Origin of the sequence: Actinosynnema sp. NPDC049800, assembly GCF_040656635.1 — a bacterium.
GTDB lineage: Bacteria > Actinomycetota > Actinomycetes > Mycobacteriales > Pseudonocardiaceae > Actinosynnema.
In genome coordinates this window covers 1-15,591 of sequence record NZ_JBFAMT010000061.1, presented here as the reverse complement: position 1 = coordinate 15,591, position 15,591 = coordinate 1, and the positions used below count along the sequence as shown (strand labels likewise).

Below are 15,591 nucleotides of genomic sequence, written 5' to 3'. Positions count from 1 at the left end.
GCGTGACGCCGGTCGGGATTCGCCAGCCGTATCCGGTCGGACGCTGAGAGGGAAGACGATGTCTCGACACCGCGCGCTGCGGACGAAGGTGCGGCGCGGCATCGCGACGTGGCCCGTGGCCATCGTCGGCTTGGTGGTCCTCATCGTGCTCGGGTGGCTCGGCTGGAACTGGGTCGGCGGGCTGGTGGAACGCCGTGCCGCGGCCCAGGCGGGCGACTGCCACGAGGGCCAGGCGCTGCTCCGGGTCTCCTCGACGCCCAGCGTCGCCGAGGCGGTCAAGCAGGTCGCCGAGGCGTGGAGCAGGCAGCGGCCCGTCGTCTACGACCACTGCATCGAGATCGAGGTGCAGTCGATCGACTCCGAGGTCGTGCTGCACGGCCTCACCCAGGGCTGGGACACCGCCAAGATCGGCGAACGGCCGCACGCGTGGGTCACCGACTCGATGCTGTGGGCCAACCGCCTCGCCGCGCAGAACGCCGCCCTGCTCGGCGCGGTTCCCGAGTCGATCGCGGCCAGCCCCGTGCTGCTCGCCCTGCCCCAGGACGCGGCGCAGGCGGTGCAGTCCGGCTCCGGGTTCCGCTGGACCGACCTGCCCGACCTCGCGGGCGCGGCGGACGGCTGGGGCCGGTTCGGCCACCCCGAGTGGGGCCGGTTCACCGTCGCCATGCCCGACCCGACCGCGAGCACGGCGACCGCGATGGCCGTGCAGGCGGCGCTGGCGGGCGCGAGCCCCGAGGGCAAGGGCCCCGTCACCACCGAGATGCTGGCGCTGGAACCGGTGAAGAGCACGATGAGCCGGCTGTCGGCGTCCAAGCCCGAGCACACGCCCGCGAGCACGTGGGAGGCGTTGAAGGCGCTGTCCGACGGCGACGCGGTGAACGCGGCCGGGTACAGCGCGGTGCCGGTGTTCGAGGTGGACCTGTACCGGCACAACACCGGCAAGGACAGCGGCACGGCGCCGTCGCAGCCCCTGTACGGGGTGGCGGCGGGCGGGCCGACGCCGATCGCGGACTTCCCGTTCGTGCCGCTGGCCGGCGACTGGGTCGGCGAGGCCCAGGTGCGCGCGGCCCAGGCGTTCCGGGAGTTCCTGCGCGAGCCGGACCAGCAGAAGATCCTGGCGGGCGCGGGCCTGCGGGTCGAGGCGACCACCGAGCGGCCCAAGCCGTCGCCCGGCATCCGGTGGGCCGCCGTGACCGACACGCTCACCTCCGCCGACGCCAACACGACGCAGCAGATCTCGGCCGCGTGGGCGACCGCCGACAACGGCCAGGTCGTCACCGTGCTGGTGGACACGTCGAAGTCGATGGAGGAGCCCGGCGGCGAGGGCCGCAGCCGGATGGACTGGGTGAAGCAGGCGCTGTCCGGGCAGGTCAACCGGTCGGTGTCCGGGTCGCTCGGGCTGTGGGAGTTCTCCCGGCAGCTCGACGGCGACAAGCCGTACCGGCAGCTCGTCGCCACCGGACCGGTCGCCACCCAGCGGCAGGCGCTGCTGGACGGCGTCGCCGAGCTGGAGCCCCGCAGCGCCACGCAGCTCTACACCAGCGTGCTCGCGCTGTACGAGCGGGTGCTGGCCGACTACCAGGACGGCAAGCGCAACCGGATCGTGGTGCTCACCGACGGCGTGAACGACGGCGGGCTGACGTTCGAGGAGCTGACGTCGCGGCTCGCGTCGCTCAAGCAGCCGGGCAAGGACATCGCGATCAGCGTCATCGCGCTCGGTCCCGACCCGGAACGCGCGCCGCTGTCGGAGCTGGCCCGGTCCACCGGCGGCACGCTGTCGGTGGTCGAGGACGGCCGCGGCGTGGACGCCGCCCTCGGCCAGCTCCTCTCGGCCGACTGATCGCGGCCGACTGATCGCGGCCGAAGCGGCTGGGCCGGCCTCGACGGCTGCTCACGGCGACCGGGACCACGCGCCTCGGCACTCGAACGGCCGCAGCCGTCGCCGCGGTGACCCCATTTCCGCGAACGACGGCTGCGGCGCGTGGCGACATCGCGTCGAATTGCGCCGATCGACGGACCTGACCGCGCCATTCGACCTGTTAAATTCACACCCGACGCATTTCCGATCTTTCCCGGAATCGGATCACCCCTGGCCGGTGGCCGTAATCTGATCGTTTCCGCGCTGATCAATCGCGGTCCGACCCGGTTGATCGGCGCCCAATGGTCTCGTAACTTCGAGTGCTTCGACGTCCCTGCACAACGTCGAGATCCCTGCACACGAAAGGACGAACAAGGTGAGGAAACTCTTCTTGGCGCCTGCCCTGCTGGCGCTGGTGCTCGCCGTTCTCGTGGCGCCGAGCTCGCAAAGCGCGTTCACCGTGGAAGGGCACGGCACCAGTGCCGTGGAATTGGCGGCGGCACCTGCCGAGGTGCTGTCCGAAGGTCCCACGGCGGCGGCGTGGCCCGTGCCGAACCCCCGGACGTACCGCATCCTCAGCTCCTGCTCGCCGTACGCGTCGGCGATCCGCACCGGCGCGCGGGCGTGGAGCGGGCTGACCGAGAGCTCCAGCGGCACCCCGGTCGAGTGCCGCAACGGCTACATCACCGACTGCGGCGGCGGCAGTCGGGTGGTCGGCTGCAACTGGGGCGCGGGCCAGCGGATCGCGCTCTACATGGGCGGCGTGAACGACGACGCCCTCCTGGCCGCCCACGAGTTCGGCCACAACTGGTACGGCCACTCGTCCTACCAGTGCGCCGGCTGGGGCAGCGCCGCGCAGGTGATGGCGCCGGCCATCTGCAACTACAGCAACGCCACGACGATCGATTGACCCGGAAGGCGCGTCCCGCCGGGGCGCGCCTCCCTCCCGGTCAGCGCCCTCCAATGCCCTCTAACGCCCGTCAACGCCCGCCAGCGCCCGTCAACGCCGATCAGCAACCACCAGCGCCGGCTGGCGACCGTCAGCGCTGGTAGACGGCGGCCATCGCCGCGATCCGGGCGATGACGCGTTCGCGCAGCTCCGGCGGCTCCACCACGTCCACCTCGGGCCCGAGGCGCAGCAGGTCCACCAGCGCGTGGTCCAGCGACTCGACCGGCACCCGGACGGTCGTCCACTCCCCCTCCGGTTCCACGCCCTCCAACTCCCGGGCGGCGACGAGGCCGAGCAGGACCCGGGCGCCGCGCAGCCCGTCCGGCGTCATCCGGACCGTGACCCGCATCGGGTACATCCGCTCCTCGAACCGCTCCGACCAGCCGGCCCAGTACTCGACCAGGTCGAACCCCTCGGGCCGGTCGAACGGCTCGTCCAGCGCGGTCAGCTCCAGCACCCGCGAGACCCGGTACGTGCGCAGGCCGTCCGTCCGGGCGACGAGGTACCAGGTGCCGGCCTTGAGCACGAGCCCGAGCGGCTCGACCGTCCGCTCCACCTCGACCCCCGCCCACCGCACGTACCGGATCCGCAGCCGCCGCTGCTGCCACACCGCCTCCGCGATCTCGGCCACGTGCGGCGTCCCCTCGTTGCCGCGGAACCAGCCGGGCGCGTCCAGGTGGAACCTCTCCCGGACCCGCGACGCCCGCGACCGCAGCTCCGGCGGGAGCGCGGCGAGCACCTTGAGCTGCGCCGCCGCCACCACCGCGCCCAACCCGAGTTCCGCCGCCGGGCCGGGCATACCCGCCAGGAACAGCGAGTCGGCCTCCTCGGTGGTCAACCCCGTCAGCCGGGTGCGGTACCCGTCGACCAGCCGGTAGCCACCCGCCGGCCCGCGGTCGGCGTACACGGGCACGCCGGACGCGCCGAGCGCCTCCACGTCGCGGTACACGGTGCGGACCGAGACCTCCAGCTCGTCCGCCAGCTCCTGCGCCGTCATCCGGCCGCGCGACTGGAGCAGGAGGAGCAGGGACAGCAACCGACTGGCGCGCATCGGACCATCCTGACAGGAACTGTCAGGTACGTCCGGCAGGCTCCACCCCATGACCACACACGCCACCGCACGCGCGGAGATGAAGAGCTGGGACGAGCACACGTGGGACGGCAAGCGCTACGACGAGGTCACCGGCCCGAAGCAGACGGTCGGCGGCATGACGGCCACCTACACCGGTGACCTGGAAGCCGTGGGCGACCTGCGCTTCGTCATGTCGTACGCGGACGACGACTCCTGCGCCTCGACCGGCTACGAGGTCGTCACCGGGGCCCTGAACGGCCGCACCGGCAGCTTCGTCCTGCACCACGTCGGCGGCTTCCACGACGGCGTGGCGGACGCCACCGTCACCATCACCTCCGCCACCGGCGAGCTGGCGGGCCTCACCGGCACGGGCCGGATCACGTGGGCCCAAGGCGAGCCGGGACGGTTCGAACTGGACTACGAGCTCGCCTGATCGTCGACGTCCGGAAACCCGATCGGGTGACAGTGCGTAATCACTCGACTGGTCCGCGCGACCTCGTGGGTGAGGGGTTCGTCGTGGCGCCCTGCGACAGCCCGCTGCGCGTGCGACCGGCTGAGCCACGACGGTGCCGCACGGGAACCCGGTCCCCCCGGGTTCCCGTGCGACGCCGCGGTGGGCAACCGCCGTGAGCGGGAACCGGTCAGCCGCCGTGAGCGGAGACCGGTCAGATGCCGCAAGCGGAGACCGGCGGGTGGTCAGCCGCCGTAAGCGGAGACCGGCGGGCAGGAGCAGACCAGGTTGCGGTCGCCCTTGGCGCCGTCGATGCGGCGCACCGGGGGCCAGGTCTTCGGCGCCGACGTGCCCGCCGGGAACACCGCCACCTCCCGGCTGTACGGGTGGTTCCACTCCGTCGCGATGGAGGCCGCCGTGTGCGGCGCGTTGCGCAGCGGGTTGTCGTCCACCGGCCACTCGCCCGAGCCGACGCGGTCGATCTCGTGCCGGATCGCGATCATCGCGTCGATGAACCGGTCGATCTCGCCCAGGTCCTCGCTCTCCGTCGGCTCCACCATGAGCGTGCCCGCCACCGGGAACGACATGGTCGGCGCGTGCAGCCCGTAGTCCGCCAACCGCTTCGCCACGTCGTCCACCGTCACGCCGGTCGCCTTGGTGATCGGCCGCAGGTCGAGGATGCACTCGTGGGCCACGAAACCGCCCTCGCCGGTGTAGAGCACCGGGAAGTGCTCGTCCAGGCGGCGGGCCACGTAGTTCGCCGCCGCCACGGCGGTGAGGGTGGCGCGGCGGAGGCCGTCGGCGCCCATCATCCGCACGTACGCCCACGAGATCGGCAGGATCGACGCCGAACCCCACGGCGCGGCGCTGATCGGGCCGACACCGGTCGCCGGACCGGCCGACGGCTGCAACGGGTGGTTCGGCAGGAACGGCGCCAGGTGCGACCGCACGCCGATCGGCCCGACACCCGGGCCACCGCCGCCGTGCGGGATGCAGAACGTCTTGTGCAGGTTCAGGTGCGACACGTCCGACCCGAACTTGCCGTACTGCGCCAACCCGATCAGCGCGTTGAGGTTCGCGCCGTCGACGTACACCTGGCCACCGGCGTCGTGCACCAGCCCGCACACCTCGCGCACGGTGTCCTCGTACACGCCGTGCGTCGACGGGTAGGTGATCATGATCGCGGCCAGGTCGTCGCGGTGCGCGTCGACCGTCGAACGCAGGTGCTCGATGTCCACGTTGCCGTGGTCGTCGCACTTGACGACCACGACCCGCATCCCGGCCATCACGGCGGACGCGGCGTTGGTGCCGTGCGCGCTGGACGGGATCAGGCACACGTCGCGGTGGTCGTCGCCGTTGGCGCGGTGGTAGGCGCGGATCGCCAGCAGGCCCGCGAACTCGCCCTGGCTGCCCGCGTTCGGCTGCAACGACACCGCGTCGTACCCGGTGACCTCGGCCAGCCACCGCTCCAGGTCACCGACGATGCTCAGCAGCCCGTCGGCGTCCGACGCGGGCGCGAACGGGTGCAGGTCGGCGAACTCCGGCCACGTGATCGGCTCCATCTCGGCCGTGGCGTTGAGCTTCATCGTGCACGAGCCCAGCGGGATCATGCTGCGGTCCAGCGCGACGTCCTTGTCCGACAACGCGCGCAGGTAGCGCAGCAGCGCGGTCTCGGAGCGGTGCGAGTGGAACACCGGGTGGGTCAGGTAGTCGCTGGTGCGGCGCAGGTCCGCGGGGATGCCGTCGGCGGTGTCGGCGTCCAGGCCGTCCACGTCCGCGACGGTCACGCCGAACGCCTTCCACACCGCGACCAGGTGCTCGCGCGTGGTGGTCTCGTCGCACGCGATGGACACCACGTCGTCGTCGACCTGCCACAGGTTCACGCCGAGGTCGCGCGCGGCGGAGACGACGGCGGCGGCACGTCCTTCGACGCGGGCGCGCACGGTGTCGAAGAACTCGCCGTGCACGATCTCGACGCCGCCCTCCAGCAGGCCGGCGGCCAGCACGGTCGCCATCCGGTGGGCGCGGGTCGCGATCGCCTTCAGCCCTTCCGGACCGTGGTACACCGCGTACATCGACGCGATCACCGCCAGCAGGACCTGAGCGGTGCAGATGTTGCTGGTCGCCTTCTCCCGGCGGATGTGCTGCTCGCGCGTCTGCAGGGCGAGGCGGTAGGCGAGCGAGCCGTCCGCGTCCACGGACACGCCGACGAGCCGGCCGGGCAGCTGCCGCTCCAAGCCCTGGCGCACGGCCATGTAGCCCGCGTGCGGCCCGCCGAACCCGATCGGCACGCCGAAGCGCTGCGTGGTGCCGATGACGACGTCCGCGCCGATCTCGCCGGGCGGGCGCAGCAGCGTCAACGCCAGCAGGTCGGCGGCGACCACGGCCTGCGCGCCCGCCTTGTGGATCTCCTCGACGACCGCCGCGTGGTCGCGCACCACGCCGGACGCGCCGGGGTAGGACAGCAGCACGCCGAAGAAGTCGCCGCCGAGGCCGAGGCCCTCGATGCCCTGCGACAGGTCGGCGGTCACGATCTCGATGCCCAGCGGCTCGGCGCGCGTCTCGATGACGGCCAGCGTCTGCGGCAGCGTGTCGGCGTCCACGACGAACTTGTTCGATTTGGACCGTCCCGCGCGGCGAACCAGCGTCATGGCCTCGGCGGCCGCGGTGGACTCGTCCAGCATCGAGGCGTTGGCCAGCGGCAGGCCGGTCAGGTCGGCGACCATCGTCTGGAAGTTCAGCAGGGCTTCGAGGCGGCCCTGGGAGATCTCCGGCTGGTACGGCGTGTACGCGGTGTACCAGGCGGGGCTCTCCAGCACGTTGCGGCGGATCACCGGCGGCGTGGTCGTGCCGTAGTAGCCGAGCCCGATCATCTGCGTCATCGGGCGGTTGCGGGAGGCGAGGGCGCGCAGCTCGGCCAGCGCCTCGGTCTCGGTGGCGGGCGCGGGCAGGTCCAGCACCAGGTCGCGCTCGCGGATCGACTCGGGGACGGCGTGCTGCGCCAGTTCCTCCAGGGAGCCGACACCGATCACGTCGAGGATGCGGGCCAGCTCGGCGGGCCGCGGGCCCACGTGCCGGTCGGCGAACGGGGTGCCGTGCTCGAGTGCGGCGAGGGGGATGCGGTCCTGCGTCATCGGTGCTGGCCTCCAGGGCTCCGGACAGACTTCTGCCGTTGCCCTCCCCCTCTGTCTTCTGCCCGGCGGGCGCCTGAGAGCTTCACCCGGCTGTCGGGTTTGCACCGTCGGCGGGGTCGGTCGGTGGTGGCCGACCCGCTTTCCAGAGGCGTCTCACCCGCACGGTCCTTGCGCCTGAGAGGTTCCGGGGAGGATTTGCTCCTTCGGCGCCGAGACTGGCTCGGACTCTCCCGCACGGGATAAAGCGACTACGCGCGAAATCGTACCCGGCGGGTGGGTGAGCGGTACCGCCGGCGCGACGTGGATCTCATCGCGTTGCGCCGGGTGTGCGGGCCGGTCAGCCGGCCGCGTTGCGCCGGGCGAGCACGTCGGTCAGCCGGCCGCCTTGCGCCGGGCGGTCAGCCGATGGCCCTCGTGCGGCGCCGGCGGGACAGCTCGTCGTCGGCAGGCTCCACGATCTCGGCGCCGTCCGCGCGTTCGGCGGGGAAGTCGTGGATCGTGCCGCTGATCTCCCGCATCGCGCCGGAGACCGCGATGCCGAACACCCCTTGGCCGCCTTGGAGCAGGTCGACCACCTCTTCCGGCGACGTGCACTCGTAGACGGTGGTGCCGTCGCTGAACAGCGTGATCCGGGCCAGGTCCTGCACGCCGCGGCGGCGCAGGTGGTCGACCGCGACCCGGATGTTCTGCAACGAGACACCGGTGTCCAGCAGCCGCTTGACGACCTTGAGGACCAGGATGTCCTTGAACGAGTAGAGCCGTTGGCTGCCGGAGCCGTGGGCACTCCTTATCGTCGGGTTGACCAACCCCGTGCGCGCCCAGTAGTCCAGCTGGCGGTAGGTGATGCCCGCGATCTGGCACGCGGCGGGGCCGCGGTACCCGACCAGTTCGTCCGGCAGCGAGGAGTCCGGGAACAGCTCACCCTGTTCGCCGGATCCGGCCCGGATGGGCGCTTCCTCGACCACGCCTGCCTCCCCTCGGTCCGGTCACGACGACCGGCGACCAACGTGAAGCCGCCGCGGTGCCCGAATCACACCGTGGCAATTCACCTGAGTTCGACGGTAAGACCGGGTAGGGGGCAGGTCAACGCGACGCGCTGGGCGTGTCTTGCCTCAACGTGAGGTTGAGGTTGAGAGAGTCGCCTGTCGTAAGCCATTCGGGTGACGTTTAGTGATCGTTTAGCGGACGAAGGTTGACGTTGTGTAACCCAGAGGCGTGACACCTGGAGGTGGCACGCGGGGTTGATCCACAACGCACCGCACACGCTCGCGAGGGGCCGTTGACGGTGTGGGGCCGTTGGGCGCGGCCCTTCGCGGGGCGTGGTGGAGAGCGGTTCGACGGATCGGTGACGGGCTGGTTTTGTCAAGCACCCGACCCGCTTGTCCGCAAGCGGCAGGTTGGTGTGAGGCCCGGGGCAGTGGTGTGCGGTCCCAGGCGGTAGGGGTGCGGCGGGGTGCGGCGGGGGTGCGTGCAGGCTGAAAAGCATGTCCTCGCCGGACGGGCAGATCAGCAGGATGACGGCGGGGTGGGTGGGTACGCGCCGGGTCCGTTGTGGTGCGGGTTTCGTGTCATCCCACCGACCTCCTACGGGCTACCACACGTATCAAGGGGGCAGGCATCGGTGGACGGGCGCGGCAAGGGACACACAGCCCCCTTGACACGCGCGGTAGGGCGGAGCCAGGTCGGCGGGATGACACGAAGCCCTTCCTTCGGGAAGGACGTGGGCAAGGGCGTGTCAGTGGACGGCTGTGGGGAGGCGTGCTCTGGTGTGCCGGGGCCGTGCCGGTAGGCAGGGCGTGGTGGGGGCGGACGGTTACGTGTCGGCGCCGCGGAAGTCCTCGGGCGATACGGAGTCGAGGAACTCGCGGAACTTCTCGACCTCGTCCTCCTGCTCGTCCGGGATGATGAGGCCCGCCTCCGCCAGCACCGACTCCTCCGCGTGGATCGGCACGCCGATCCGCAGGGCCAGCGCCACCGAATCGCTCGGCCGCGCGGACACGCGGATGTCGCCGTCGAAGACGAGTTCCGCGAAGTAGGTGCCTTCCTGCAAGTCCGTGATCCGCACCTGCTCCAGCTGCCGGCCGAGGGCTCCGATGACGTCCTTGAGCAGGTCGTGCGTCAACGGCCGGGCAGGACGGACACCTTGCTGCTCCAACGCGATCGCCGTGGCCTCGACCGATCCGATCCAGATCGGCAGGTACCGTTCGCCCTCGGTTTCGCGCAGCAGCAGGATCGGCTGGTTGGCGGGCAGTTCCACCCGCACGCCGACGACGCGCATTTCGCTCATCGGGTCTCGCCTCCCTCAGCGCGCTGAAATTCTGGCGTCCCCGCTACCAACGAGGATCCCCCACGTACTCTTTCGACGCTACCCGCCAAGCGGGCCCTGTGCGCAACCGCCCGCCCGCTTCGGATCACGATGCGGACACGTGTTCACCTCGGCGAAACAGGTCGTCCGACGACCTCTCGCAAACCGACCTTCACCAAGAGTGTGTGCAGCGTTACGGAGAGCGCCGCCAACTCCCGCACCACGTCGTCACGGTCGCGCGAGCGGTGGGCCGCGCCGACGACCTGCTCCACCAACCCGACCTCGCGGTCGGCCGCGGCGCGGAAGGGGCGCAGGTGCCGGGCCTCCAGGCCGTGCTCGGCCATCGCCCGCACCGTCGAGGCGATCTGCACGGCCTCGTGGTCGTAGAACCCGCCCGCACCTGGCCTGATCAGGCCGTGCTGCTCCAGGTCCGCCAGCACGCCCGGCTCGATGCCCGCGCGCGCCAGCAGGTCCTCGCGGGTGACCCGGTGCCCGGCGGCCGGTGCGAGGTCGACCGCGCGCATCGCCTTCGACGCGCCCTGGTCGGCCGCGTCCAACTGCTCCTTGATGACTTTCAGCGGCAGGTACCTGTCCCGTTGAGCGGACAGGATGTACCGCAGGCGGTCCACGTCGGCGGACGTGAACTGCCGGTACCCCGAGGCCGTGCGCGCCGGGCGGACCAAGCCCTCCGACTCCAGGAATCGGATCTTGGAGATGGTGACGTCGGGGAAGTCGGGTCGCAGCTGCGCCAGCACCGCCCCGATGCTCAACCCCCCGCGTGGCCGCCCGGCCGCCGTCACCGGAGCCCCATCGCTCAGGCCCCCTGGCCCCCGGCGCCCGGACCGGTCAGGAACACGAGGCGGAACTTGCCGATCTGCACCTCGTCGCCGTTCGCCAGCACCGCCTGGTCGACGGGCTCGCGGTTGACGTAGGTGCCGTTGAGGCTGCCCACGTCGATGACCACGAACTCGCCGCCCTCGCGGCGGAACTCGGCGTGGCGGCGGGAGACCGTCACGTCGTCGAGGAAGATGTCGCTGTCGGGGTGCCGCCCCGCGCTGGTCGTGTCGCGGTCCAGCAGGAACCTCGACCCCGCGTTGGGGCCGCGCTTGACCACGAGCAGCGCCGAACCGGCGGGCAGTGCGTCGACACCCGCGACGGCCGGCTCCTGGGCGGGCGCCTCGGCGCCCTCGACCTCGGCGAGGAAGTCGGCCCGGAAAACGGAGGTCCGCTCCGGGGACTGCTCGGGCGGAACGCCTGGCCCGTCGTTCGTGCTCACCTGAGCTCTCCTCCTGCTGCTGGAACCGTCGAGACCGCTAGAACCTATCGTGCCCGAACCCTGGTCTGAGGAGCGGCTCCCCCACCGACCGAAGAGCCGCCGGAAGATCGACGTCACCCCTGTGCCACCAGCTCCTGGTACGCGGCGGCGTCGAGCAGGTCGTCGACCGCGGACGGGTCCTCCAGCCGCAATTCCACCATCCAACCCTCGCCGTACGGGTCGGAGTTCACCAGGTCGGGCTGCTGGTCGAGCGAGTCGTTGCGGGCGACGACCTCGCCCGCGAGCGGCGCGTAGATGTCGGACACGCTCTTGGTCGACTCCACCTCGCCGAGCGTCTGCCCGGCCGCGACCTGCTCGCCGAGCTCCGGGAGCTGGACGAACACGACGTCACCCAGTTGTTCCTGGGCGTAGTCGGTGATGCCCACGCGCACGGTGTCCTCACCGGTGCGCAGCACCCACTCATGTTCCTCGGTGTACTTGAGCTCCTCGGGAATCACCGCGGTGTGCTCCTTCAATGACGGTGGATCAACGCTCCGCCGGATCTTCCCACGTCGACCTTCAGGCCGGCGCGACACCCGGCCGTCGCCGCATCGCGAGGCCGAACTGGTAGACGTACAGCACGCCTGACCACAGGTACAAGGCTCCTCCCCAGACCATGAACGCGTACGCCACCGGACGGGCGATCTGCGCGGCGGTGGAGGCGCCCTGGGCGAGCAGGAGCATGGGGAACGCGTAGAGCAGGTTGAACGTGGCCGCCTTGCCGAGGTAGTTGACCTCGAACGGGCCGTAGCCGCGGGCCCGGAGCACGGGCAGGCAGACGCCGACGACGAGCTCGCGGCCGACCAGCACCGCCGCCACCCACCAGGGCACGATGCCGCGCACGACGAACGCGACCAGCGTGGCGAGGATGTAGAGGCGGTCGGCGGCCGGGTCGAGCAGGGCGCCGAGCTTGCTGGCCTGGTCGAGCCAGCGGGCGATCTTGCCGTCGAGCCAGTCGGACAGGCCCGCCGCGACCAGCACGACCAGCGCCCAGCCGTCGGCGTGCGGCCCGAGCAGCAGGTACAGGAACAGGGGCACGCCGAGCAGCCGCAACACGCTCAGCGCGTTCGGGATGGTCAGCAGCCGGTCGGCTGGATCGTGCGACACGTCCGCACTGTAGATGGCCGCCCGGCGTGCCCCGGTGGTCGACTCGCGGTGCGACCCCTCGCGGGCTCGTTCAGTTGTTCGAACGGGTGCGGCTCCAGCCGCGGCGTTGCAGTTCGTCACCGCTGAGCGCCTGCGGACGACCTCGGTCGTCGACGCCGACCCAGCGGGCCCGGAAACCTTCGAGCACGTAGGCGTGGCCCTTGCTCCACACCACGCTGCAGGGGGCTGTGGGCAGCGCCGCCGCGCCTGTGGCGCCGGCACGCGCCGCCCCGCGCTTCGCGGGCTCGGACTCGGTTTCCGTTCTGGTGCTCATGTGAAATCCCTCCACCAGGGTTGTCGCTCACGGCTCTCGCGGCGTTATCCCCGTCACCCGATTCTGCGCGACTGTGGTCGAGACCACCTCCTCATTCATGCCCGATTCCGGCCGGCGGGCGGTTGTGTCGCCCAGTTGCGCGCCACGGGCGGTAACGCTTCCCTCGAGGTGTAACCGGCCCCGGCGGCCCCAAACCGTTCACCGTGCGTCGTCCACCGCACACCGAACAGCGCATTACACTGGTGCCTATCAGGGCGCCACCCACGCGCTTGTGGTGTCGCGACCGGCTCCGTACGGTGGGTGGCGCAGCGGTTGAGCCAACAGCCGCGCCGGGAAGTCCGGCTAGCGGGGAAACGTTTCCGCCACGCTGCTGTTCTGTAGTGCGCGCACACTTGGTGCGTCCGGGCTTCCCACCCAGCGGTTCCAGCTGAAGAGGAGTGCCTCGTGACGGTTCAGGATCCGGACGTCGTGGCGACGAGCGGAGCCGAGTCCGCCGCGGCCGAGAGCCCGCGGGCCGGGCAGCTCGGACTCGCCGCGCGCACCGCGGCCGAAGGCGTCACCGTGCTCGCGGTGAGCGGTGAGATCGACATGCTCACCGCGCCGCAACTGCGGGCGGACGCGTTGCAGCACCTCGACGCGGGCAGCGCCCTGGTGCTGGACCTGTCGGGGGTCAGCTTCCTCGGCTCGGCCGGCCTCGCGGTGCTGGTGGAGGCCTCGCAGCACGCCAAGCGCCGTGGCGCGGCGTTCCGCGTCGTGGCGGTGGAGCGCGCCGTGACCCGCCCGCTGGCCGCGACCGGCCTGGGCGAGGTGTTCAGCGTCTTCGAGTCGGTCGACCAGGCGCTGGAGGCCGACGAGTCCCGCTGAGCCGGCGATGACGGACCGGGGCTAGACGTGCGGCACCAGGTCGACGACTTGGTCCACGCCCGCCGCGACGAGTGCGCGGCGGGCGTGGCCGTCTTCGGGTGCGCGCACGACGACCCGGTTGCCCGCCGCGGCGGCGGCGTCGGCGACGGCGCGCAGGCTGCGGATCAGGCCCTCGCTGCGCTCGCCCAACGCGCGCAGGTCGACGACCACCGGTACGGTCCCGCCCCGTGCGGCGGTCAGGATGCGGCGACGGACGGCGGGCGCGGCGTGCGCCGGGACGTCGCCGCGAACGTGCACTTCCACCCAGCCGTCACGGGCCGTCACGTCCACCGGGTCGACCGGTGGCGGTACGGCGAGCAACGTGCCGCGAGAGCGGTGGCGCGGACCGAGGACCAGGGTGACGGTGGTGCCGGTCGCGCTGCGGTCGACCATCACCTCGTCGACGTTCTCGCGCATGAGCAGCAGACCCCGACCGCGGGCGGTCAGGGTCGGCGGCGGCACGCGCCAGCCGCCGTGGTCGCTGACCACGACGCGCACGCTGCCGTCGGGCCTGGCGTCGGCGTCGATGTGGACGAGACCGTGCTCGTCAGGGCCGTAGGCGTGCTCCACGGCGTTGCTCGCGGCCTCGTTCACCGCGAGGAGCAGGTCGTACCGGTCGTCCTCCGGCAGTCCCTCGGCGGCCAGCCACGCGTCGAGCCGGGCGCGTACCACGGCGAGCTGCCCGGGCTGTGCCGGGAACTCGACACCCCAGTGGTGGTCCGCGAGTTGATCGGTCAAAAGGCCTCCCCGTCGCACCAAGCAGTCTTCCCGGCCCGCGCGTCGGCTACACGTGTGAACGACGATCAATTCGGGTATCGATAGCTTCAGCAGCACAACGAGACAGAACGGACGACGAGGTGAGCGTGTCGCACACTGAGCCGCGAAGCGGTGAGTCGGATAACGCCCTGGCCGGGGTCGAGTTGCGGATGGCGGCCGACCCCACGCAGCTGTCGATCGTCCGAGCCGTGGCGGCGGACATCGCCATGCGGCAGGACTTCGACCTTGACTCCATCGAGGACTTGAAGCTGGCGGTCGACGAGGCGTGCTCGACCCTGATCTCGCTGGCCGCCGGGGGTGCCGTGCTCAGCGCCCAGTTCGTGGTGGTCGACGGTTCGGTGCAGGTGTTCACCAAGGTGGGCTCGCAGCGGTCGGCGCCGCCGGACCGGGACAGCTTCGGCTGGCGGGTGCTGAGCGCGCTGGTCGACTCGGTCACGACGTGGGTCGCGCCGCAGGCGGACGCGTTCGAGGTGCACATCGACCTGGTCAAGCGGTCGCTGGGGACGGTGGATGCGTGACGGGGTCGGACGGGGGCACGACGCGGTCCGGCACCCAGGGTGACTACGACCACCTGGCGCCGCTGTTCGTCCGGCTCGCCGCGACCGCGAAGGACGACCCGGAGCGGGAGCGGCTGCGCGACGAGCTGGTGACCGAGCACCTGCCCGTGGCCAAGCACATCGCCCGGCGGTTCGGCCACCGCGGCGAGCCGCACGACGACCTGGTGCAGGTGGCGACGGTCGGGTTGATCAACGCCGTGGACCGGTTCGACCCGGAACGCGGCAGCGACTTCCTGTCGTTCGCGGTGCCGACGATCATGGGCGAGGTCCGGAAGTACTTCCGCGACTCCAGCTGGTCGGTGCGGATGCCGCGGCGGCTCAAGGAGCTGCACCTGGCGATCAACGCGGGGTCGGCGCGGCTGTCGCAGGAGCTCGGCCGCGCGCCGACGCCCAGCGAGCTGGCGCAGCACCTGGGGTTGACCCGGGAAGAGATCCACGAAGGACTGGCGGCCGGCAACGCCTACCACAGCGCGTCGCTGGACGACCTGCTCGTGGCCGACGACAGCTCCATCTCGCTGGGCAGCACGCTCGGCGAGGAGGACCCGGAGCTGGAGGCGATCGAGCAGCGCGAGGCGCTGCACCCGTTGCTGGAGAAGTTGCCGGAGCGGGAGCGCAAGATCGTGGTGATGCGGTTCTTCGGGAACATGACGCAGACCCAGATCGCGCAGAAGGTCGGCATCTCGCAGATGCACGTGTCGCGGCTGCTGGCCAAGACGCTGCGGCAGCTGCGCGAGGGGTTGACCGAGTAGGACGGCGCGCGGAGCGAGAAGAATCGCGCGGAGGGCGCCTGACCCGGGTCAGGCGGGCAGCGGGACAGCCACCCGCAGGACAGCAGAAACCTCACCAACGA

General features: G+C 71.4%; 16 protein-coding genes and 1 riboswitch. Of the genes, 6 read left to right on the top strand and 10 right to left on the bottom strand.

Annotation, left to right across the window (positions count from 1 at the left end; translation table 11 throughout):
• Nucleotides 1-58: 58 nt before the first annotated feature.
• Both AB0I91_RS38440 and AB0I91_RS38435 read left to right on the top strand, forming a co-directional pair.
• Nucleotides 59-1,840: a substrate-binding domain-containing protein gene (locus AB0I91_RS38440; protein ID WP_498783923.1), complete on the top strand. Its 1,782-nt coding sequence runs from the start codon at nucleotides 59-61 to the stop codon at nucleotides 1,838-1,840.
• 394 nt (nucleotides 1,841-2,234) lie between these two features.
• Nucleotides 2,235-2,768 carry a hypothetical protein gene (locus tag AB0I91_RS38435; protein ID WP_498783921.1) on the top strand — a complete coding sequence of 178 codons (534 nt, stop codon included), beginning with the start codon at nucleotides 2,235-2,237 and terminating at the stop codon, nucleotides 2,766-2,768.
• Between the two features lie 130 nt (nucleotides 2,769-2,898).
• Here the strand turns inward: AB0I91_RS38435 and AB0I91_RS38430 are convergent, their stop codons facing one another.
• Nucleotides 2,899-3,858, bottom strand: a complete 960-nt coding sequence (locus AB0I91_RS38430) for a helix-turn-helix transcriptional regulator (RefSeq protein WP_498783920.1) — start codon at nucleotides 3,856-3,858, stop codon at nucleotides 2,899-2,901.
• A gap of 49 nt (nucleotides 3,859-3,907) precedes the next feature.
• Between AB0I91_RS38430 and AB0I91_RS38425 the strand changes: the two genes are divergently transcribed.
• Nucleotides 3,908-4,312 carry a DUF3224 domain-containing protein gene (locus AB0I91_RS38425; RefSeq protein WP_499641252.1) on the top strand — a complete coding sequence of 135 codons (405 nt, stop codon included), beginning with the start codon at nucleotides 3,908-3,910 and terminating at the stop codon, nucleotides 4,310-4,312.
• 263 nt (nucleotides 4,313-4,575) lie between these two features.
• Here the strand turns inward: AB0I91_RS38425 and gcvP are convergent, their stop codons facing one another.
• The 8 genes from gcvP to AB0I91_RS38385 all read right to left on the bottom strand — a co-directional run bounded on the left by gcvP (nucleotide 4,576) and on the right by AB0I91_RS38385 (nucleotide 12,504).
• Nucleotides 4,576-7,464, bottom strand: a complete 2,889-nt coding sequence (gene gcvP / locus AB0I91_RS38420; RefSeq protein ID WP_499641250.1) for an aminomethyl-transferring glycine dehydrogenase — start codon at nucleotides 7,462-7,464, stop codon at nucleotides 4,576-4,578.
• A gap of 152 nt (nucleotides 7,465-7,616) precedes the next feature.
• Nucleotides 7,617-7,707, bottom strand: a riboswitch (glycine riboswitch).
• A 155-nt stretch (nucleotides 7,708-7,862) separates the two neighbouring features.
• Nucleotides 7,863-8,429 carry a MerR family transcriptional regulator gene (locus tag AB0I91_RS38415; protein WP_308257181.1) on the bottom strand — a complete coding sequence of 189 codons (567 nt, stop codon included), beginning with the start codon at nucleotides 8,427-8,429 and terminating at the stop codon, nucleotides 7,863-7,865.
• Between the two features lie 848 nt (nucleotides 8,430-9,277).
• Nucleotides 9,278-9,751, bottom strand: a complete 474-nt coding sequence (locus AB0I91_RS38410; RefSeq protein ID WP_053720858.1) for a bifunctional nuclease family protein — start codon at nucleotides 9,749-9,751, stop codon at nucleotides 9,278-9,280.
• Nucleotides 9,752-9,894: 143 nt separating this feature from the next.
• Nucleotides 9,895-10,569: a transcriptional regulator FtsR gene (gene ftsR / locus AB0I91_RS38405; RefSeq protein WP_498783914.1), complete on the bottom strand. Its 675-nt coding sequence runs from the start codon at nucleotides 10,567-10,569 to the stop codon at nucleotides 9,895-9,897.
• Between the two features lie 14 nt (nucleotides 10,570-10,583).
• Entirely contained in the window at nucleotides 10,584-11,045 is a 462-nt protein-coding gene (gene garA / locus AB0I91_RS38400; RefSeq protein WP_033427969.1) for a glycogen accumulation regulator GarA, read from the bottom strand.
• 113 nt (nucleotides 11,046-11,158) lie between these two features.
• A complete protein-coding gene (gene gcvH / locus AB0I91_RS38395; RefSeq protein WP_387499723.1) occupies nucleotides 11,159-11,542 on the bottom strand; it encodes a glycine cleavage system protein GcvH in 384 nt (127 codons plus the stop codon).
• Between the two features lie 61 nt (nucleotides 11,543-11,603).
• On the bottom strand, nucleotides 11,604-12,191 hold the full coding sequence (gene clsA / locus AB0I91_RS38390) for a cardiolipin synthase ClsA (RefSeq protein ID WP_498783911.1): 588 nt from the start codon (nucleotides 12,189-12,191) through the stop codon (nucleotides 11,604-11,606).
• A 70-nt stretch (nucleotides 12,192-12,261) separates the two neighbouring features.
• The gene (locus AB0I91_RS38385) at nucleotides 12,262-12,504 is read right to left on the bottom strand and encodes a hypothetical protein (RefSeq protein ID WP_498783909.1); all 243 of its coding nucleotides are present in this window, start codon (nucleotides 12,502-12,504) and stop codon (nucleotides 12,262-12,264) included.
• A 444-nt stretch (nucleotides 12,505-12,948) separates the two neighbouring features.
• Between AB0I91_RS38385 and AB0I91_RS38380 the strand changes: the two genes are divergently transcribed.
• Nucleotides 12,949-13,368 carry an STAS domain-containing protein gene (locus AB0I91_RS38380; RefSeq protein WP_498783907.1) on the top strand — a complete coding sequence of 140 codons (420 nt, stop codon included), beginning with the start codon at nucleotides 12,949-12,951 and terminating at the stop codon, nucleotides 13,366-13,368.
• 21 nt (nucleotides 13,369-13,389) lie between these two features.
• On the opposite strand, the gene AB0I91_RS38375 is transcribed toward AB0I91_RS38380, so the two are convergent.
• Nucleotides 13,390-14,145, bottom strand: coding sequence for an ATP-binding protein (locus AB0I91_RS38375; RefSeq protein WP_498783905.1), 756 nt, complete (start codon nucleotides 14,143-14,145; stop codon nucleotides 13,390-13,392).
• A gap of 125 nt (nucleotides 14,146-14,270) precedes the next feature.
• Between AB0I91_RS38375 and AB0I91_RS38370 the strand changes: the two genes are divergently transcribed.
• Both AB0I91_RS38370 and AB0I91_RS38365 read left to right on the top strand, forming a co-directional pair.
• Entirely contained in the window at nucleotides 14,271-14,702 is a 432-nt protein-coding gene (locus AB0I91_RS38370) for an ATP-binding protein (RefSeq protein WP_498783903.1), read from the top strand.
• On the top strand, nucleotides 14,699-15,490 hold the full coding sequence (locus AB0I91_RS38365) for a SigB/SigF/SigG family RNA polymerase sigma factor (protein ID WP_498783901.1): 792 nt from the start codon (nucleotides 14,699-14,701) through the stop codon (nucleotides 15,488-15,490). The genes AB0I91_RS38370 and AB0I91_RS38365 overlap by 4 nt, the downstream gene beginning before the upstream one ends.
• Nucleotides 15,491-15,591 lie beyond the last annotated feature (101 nt).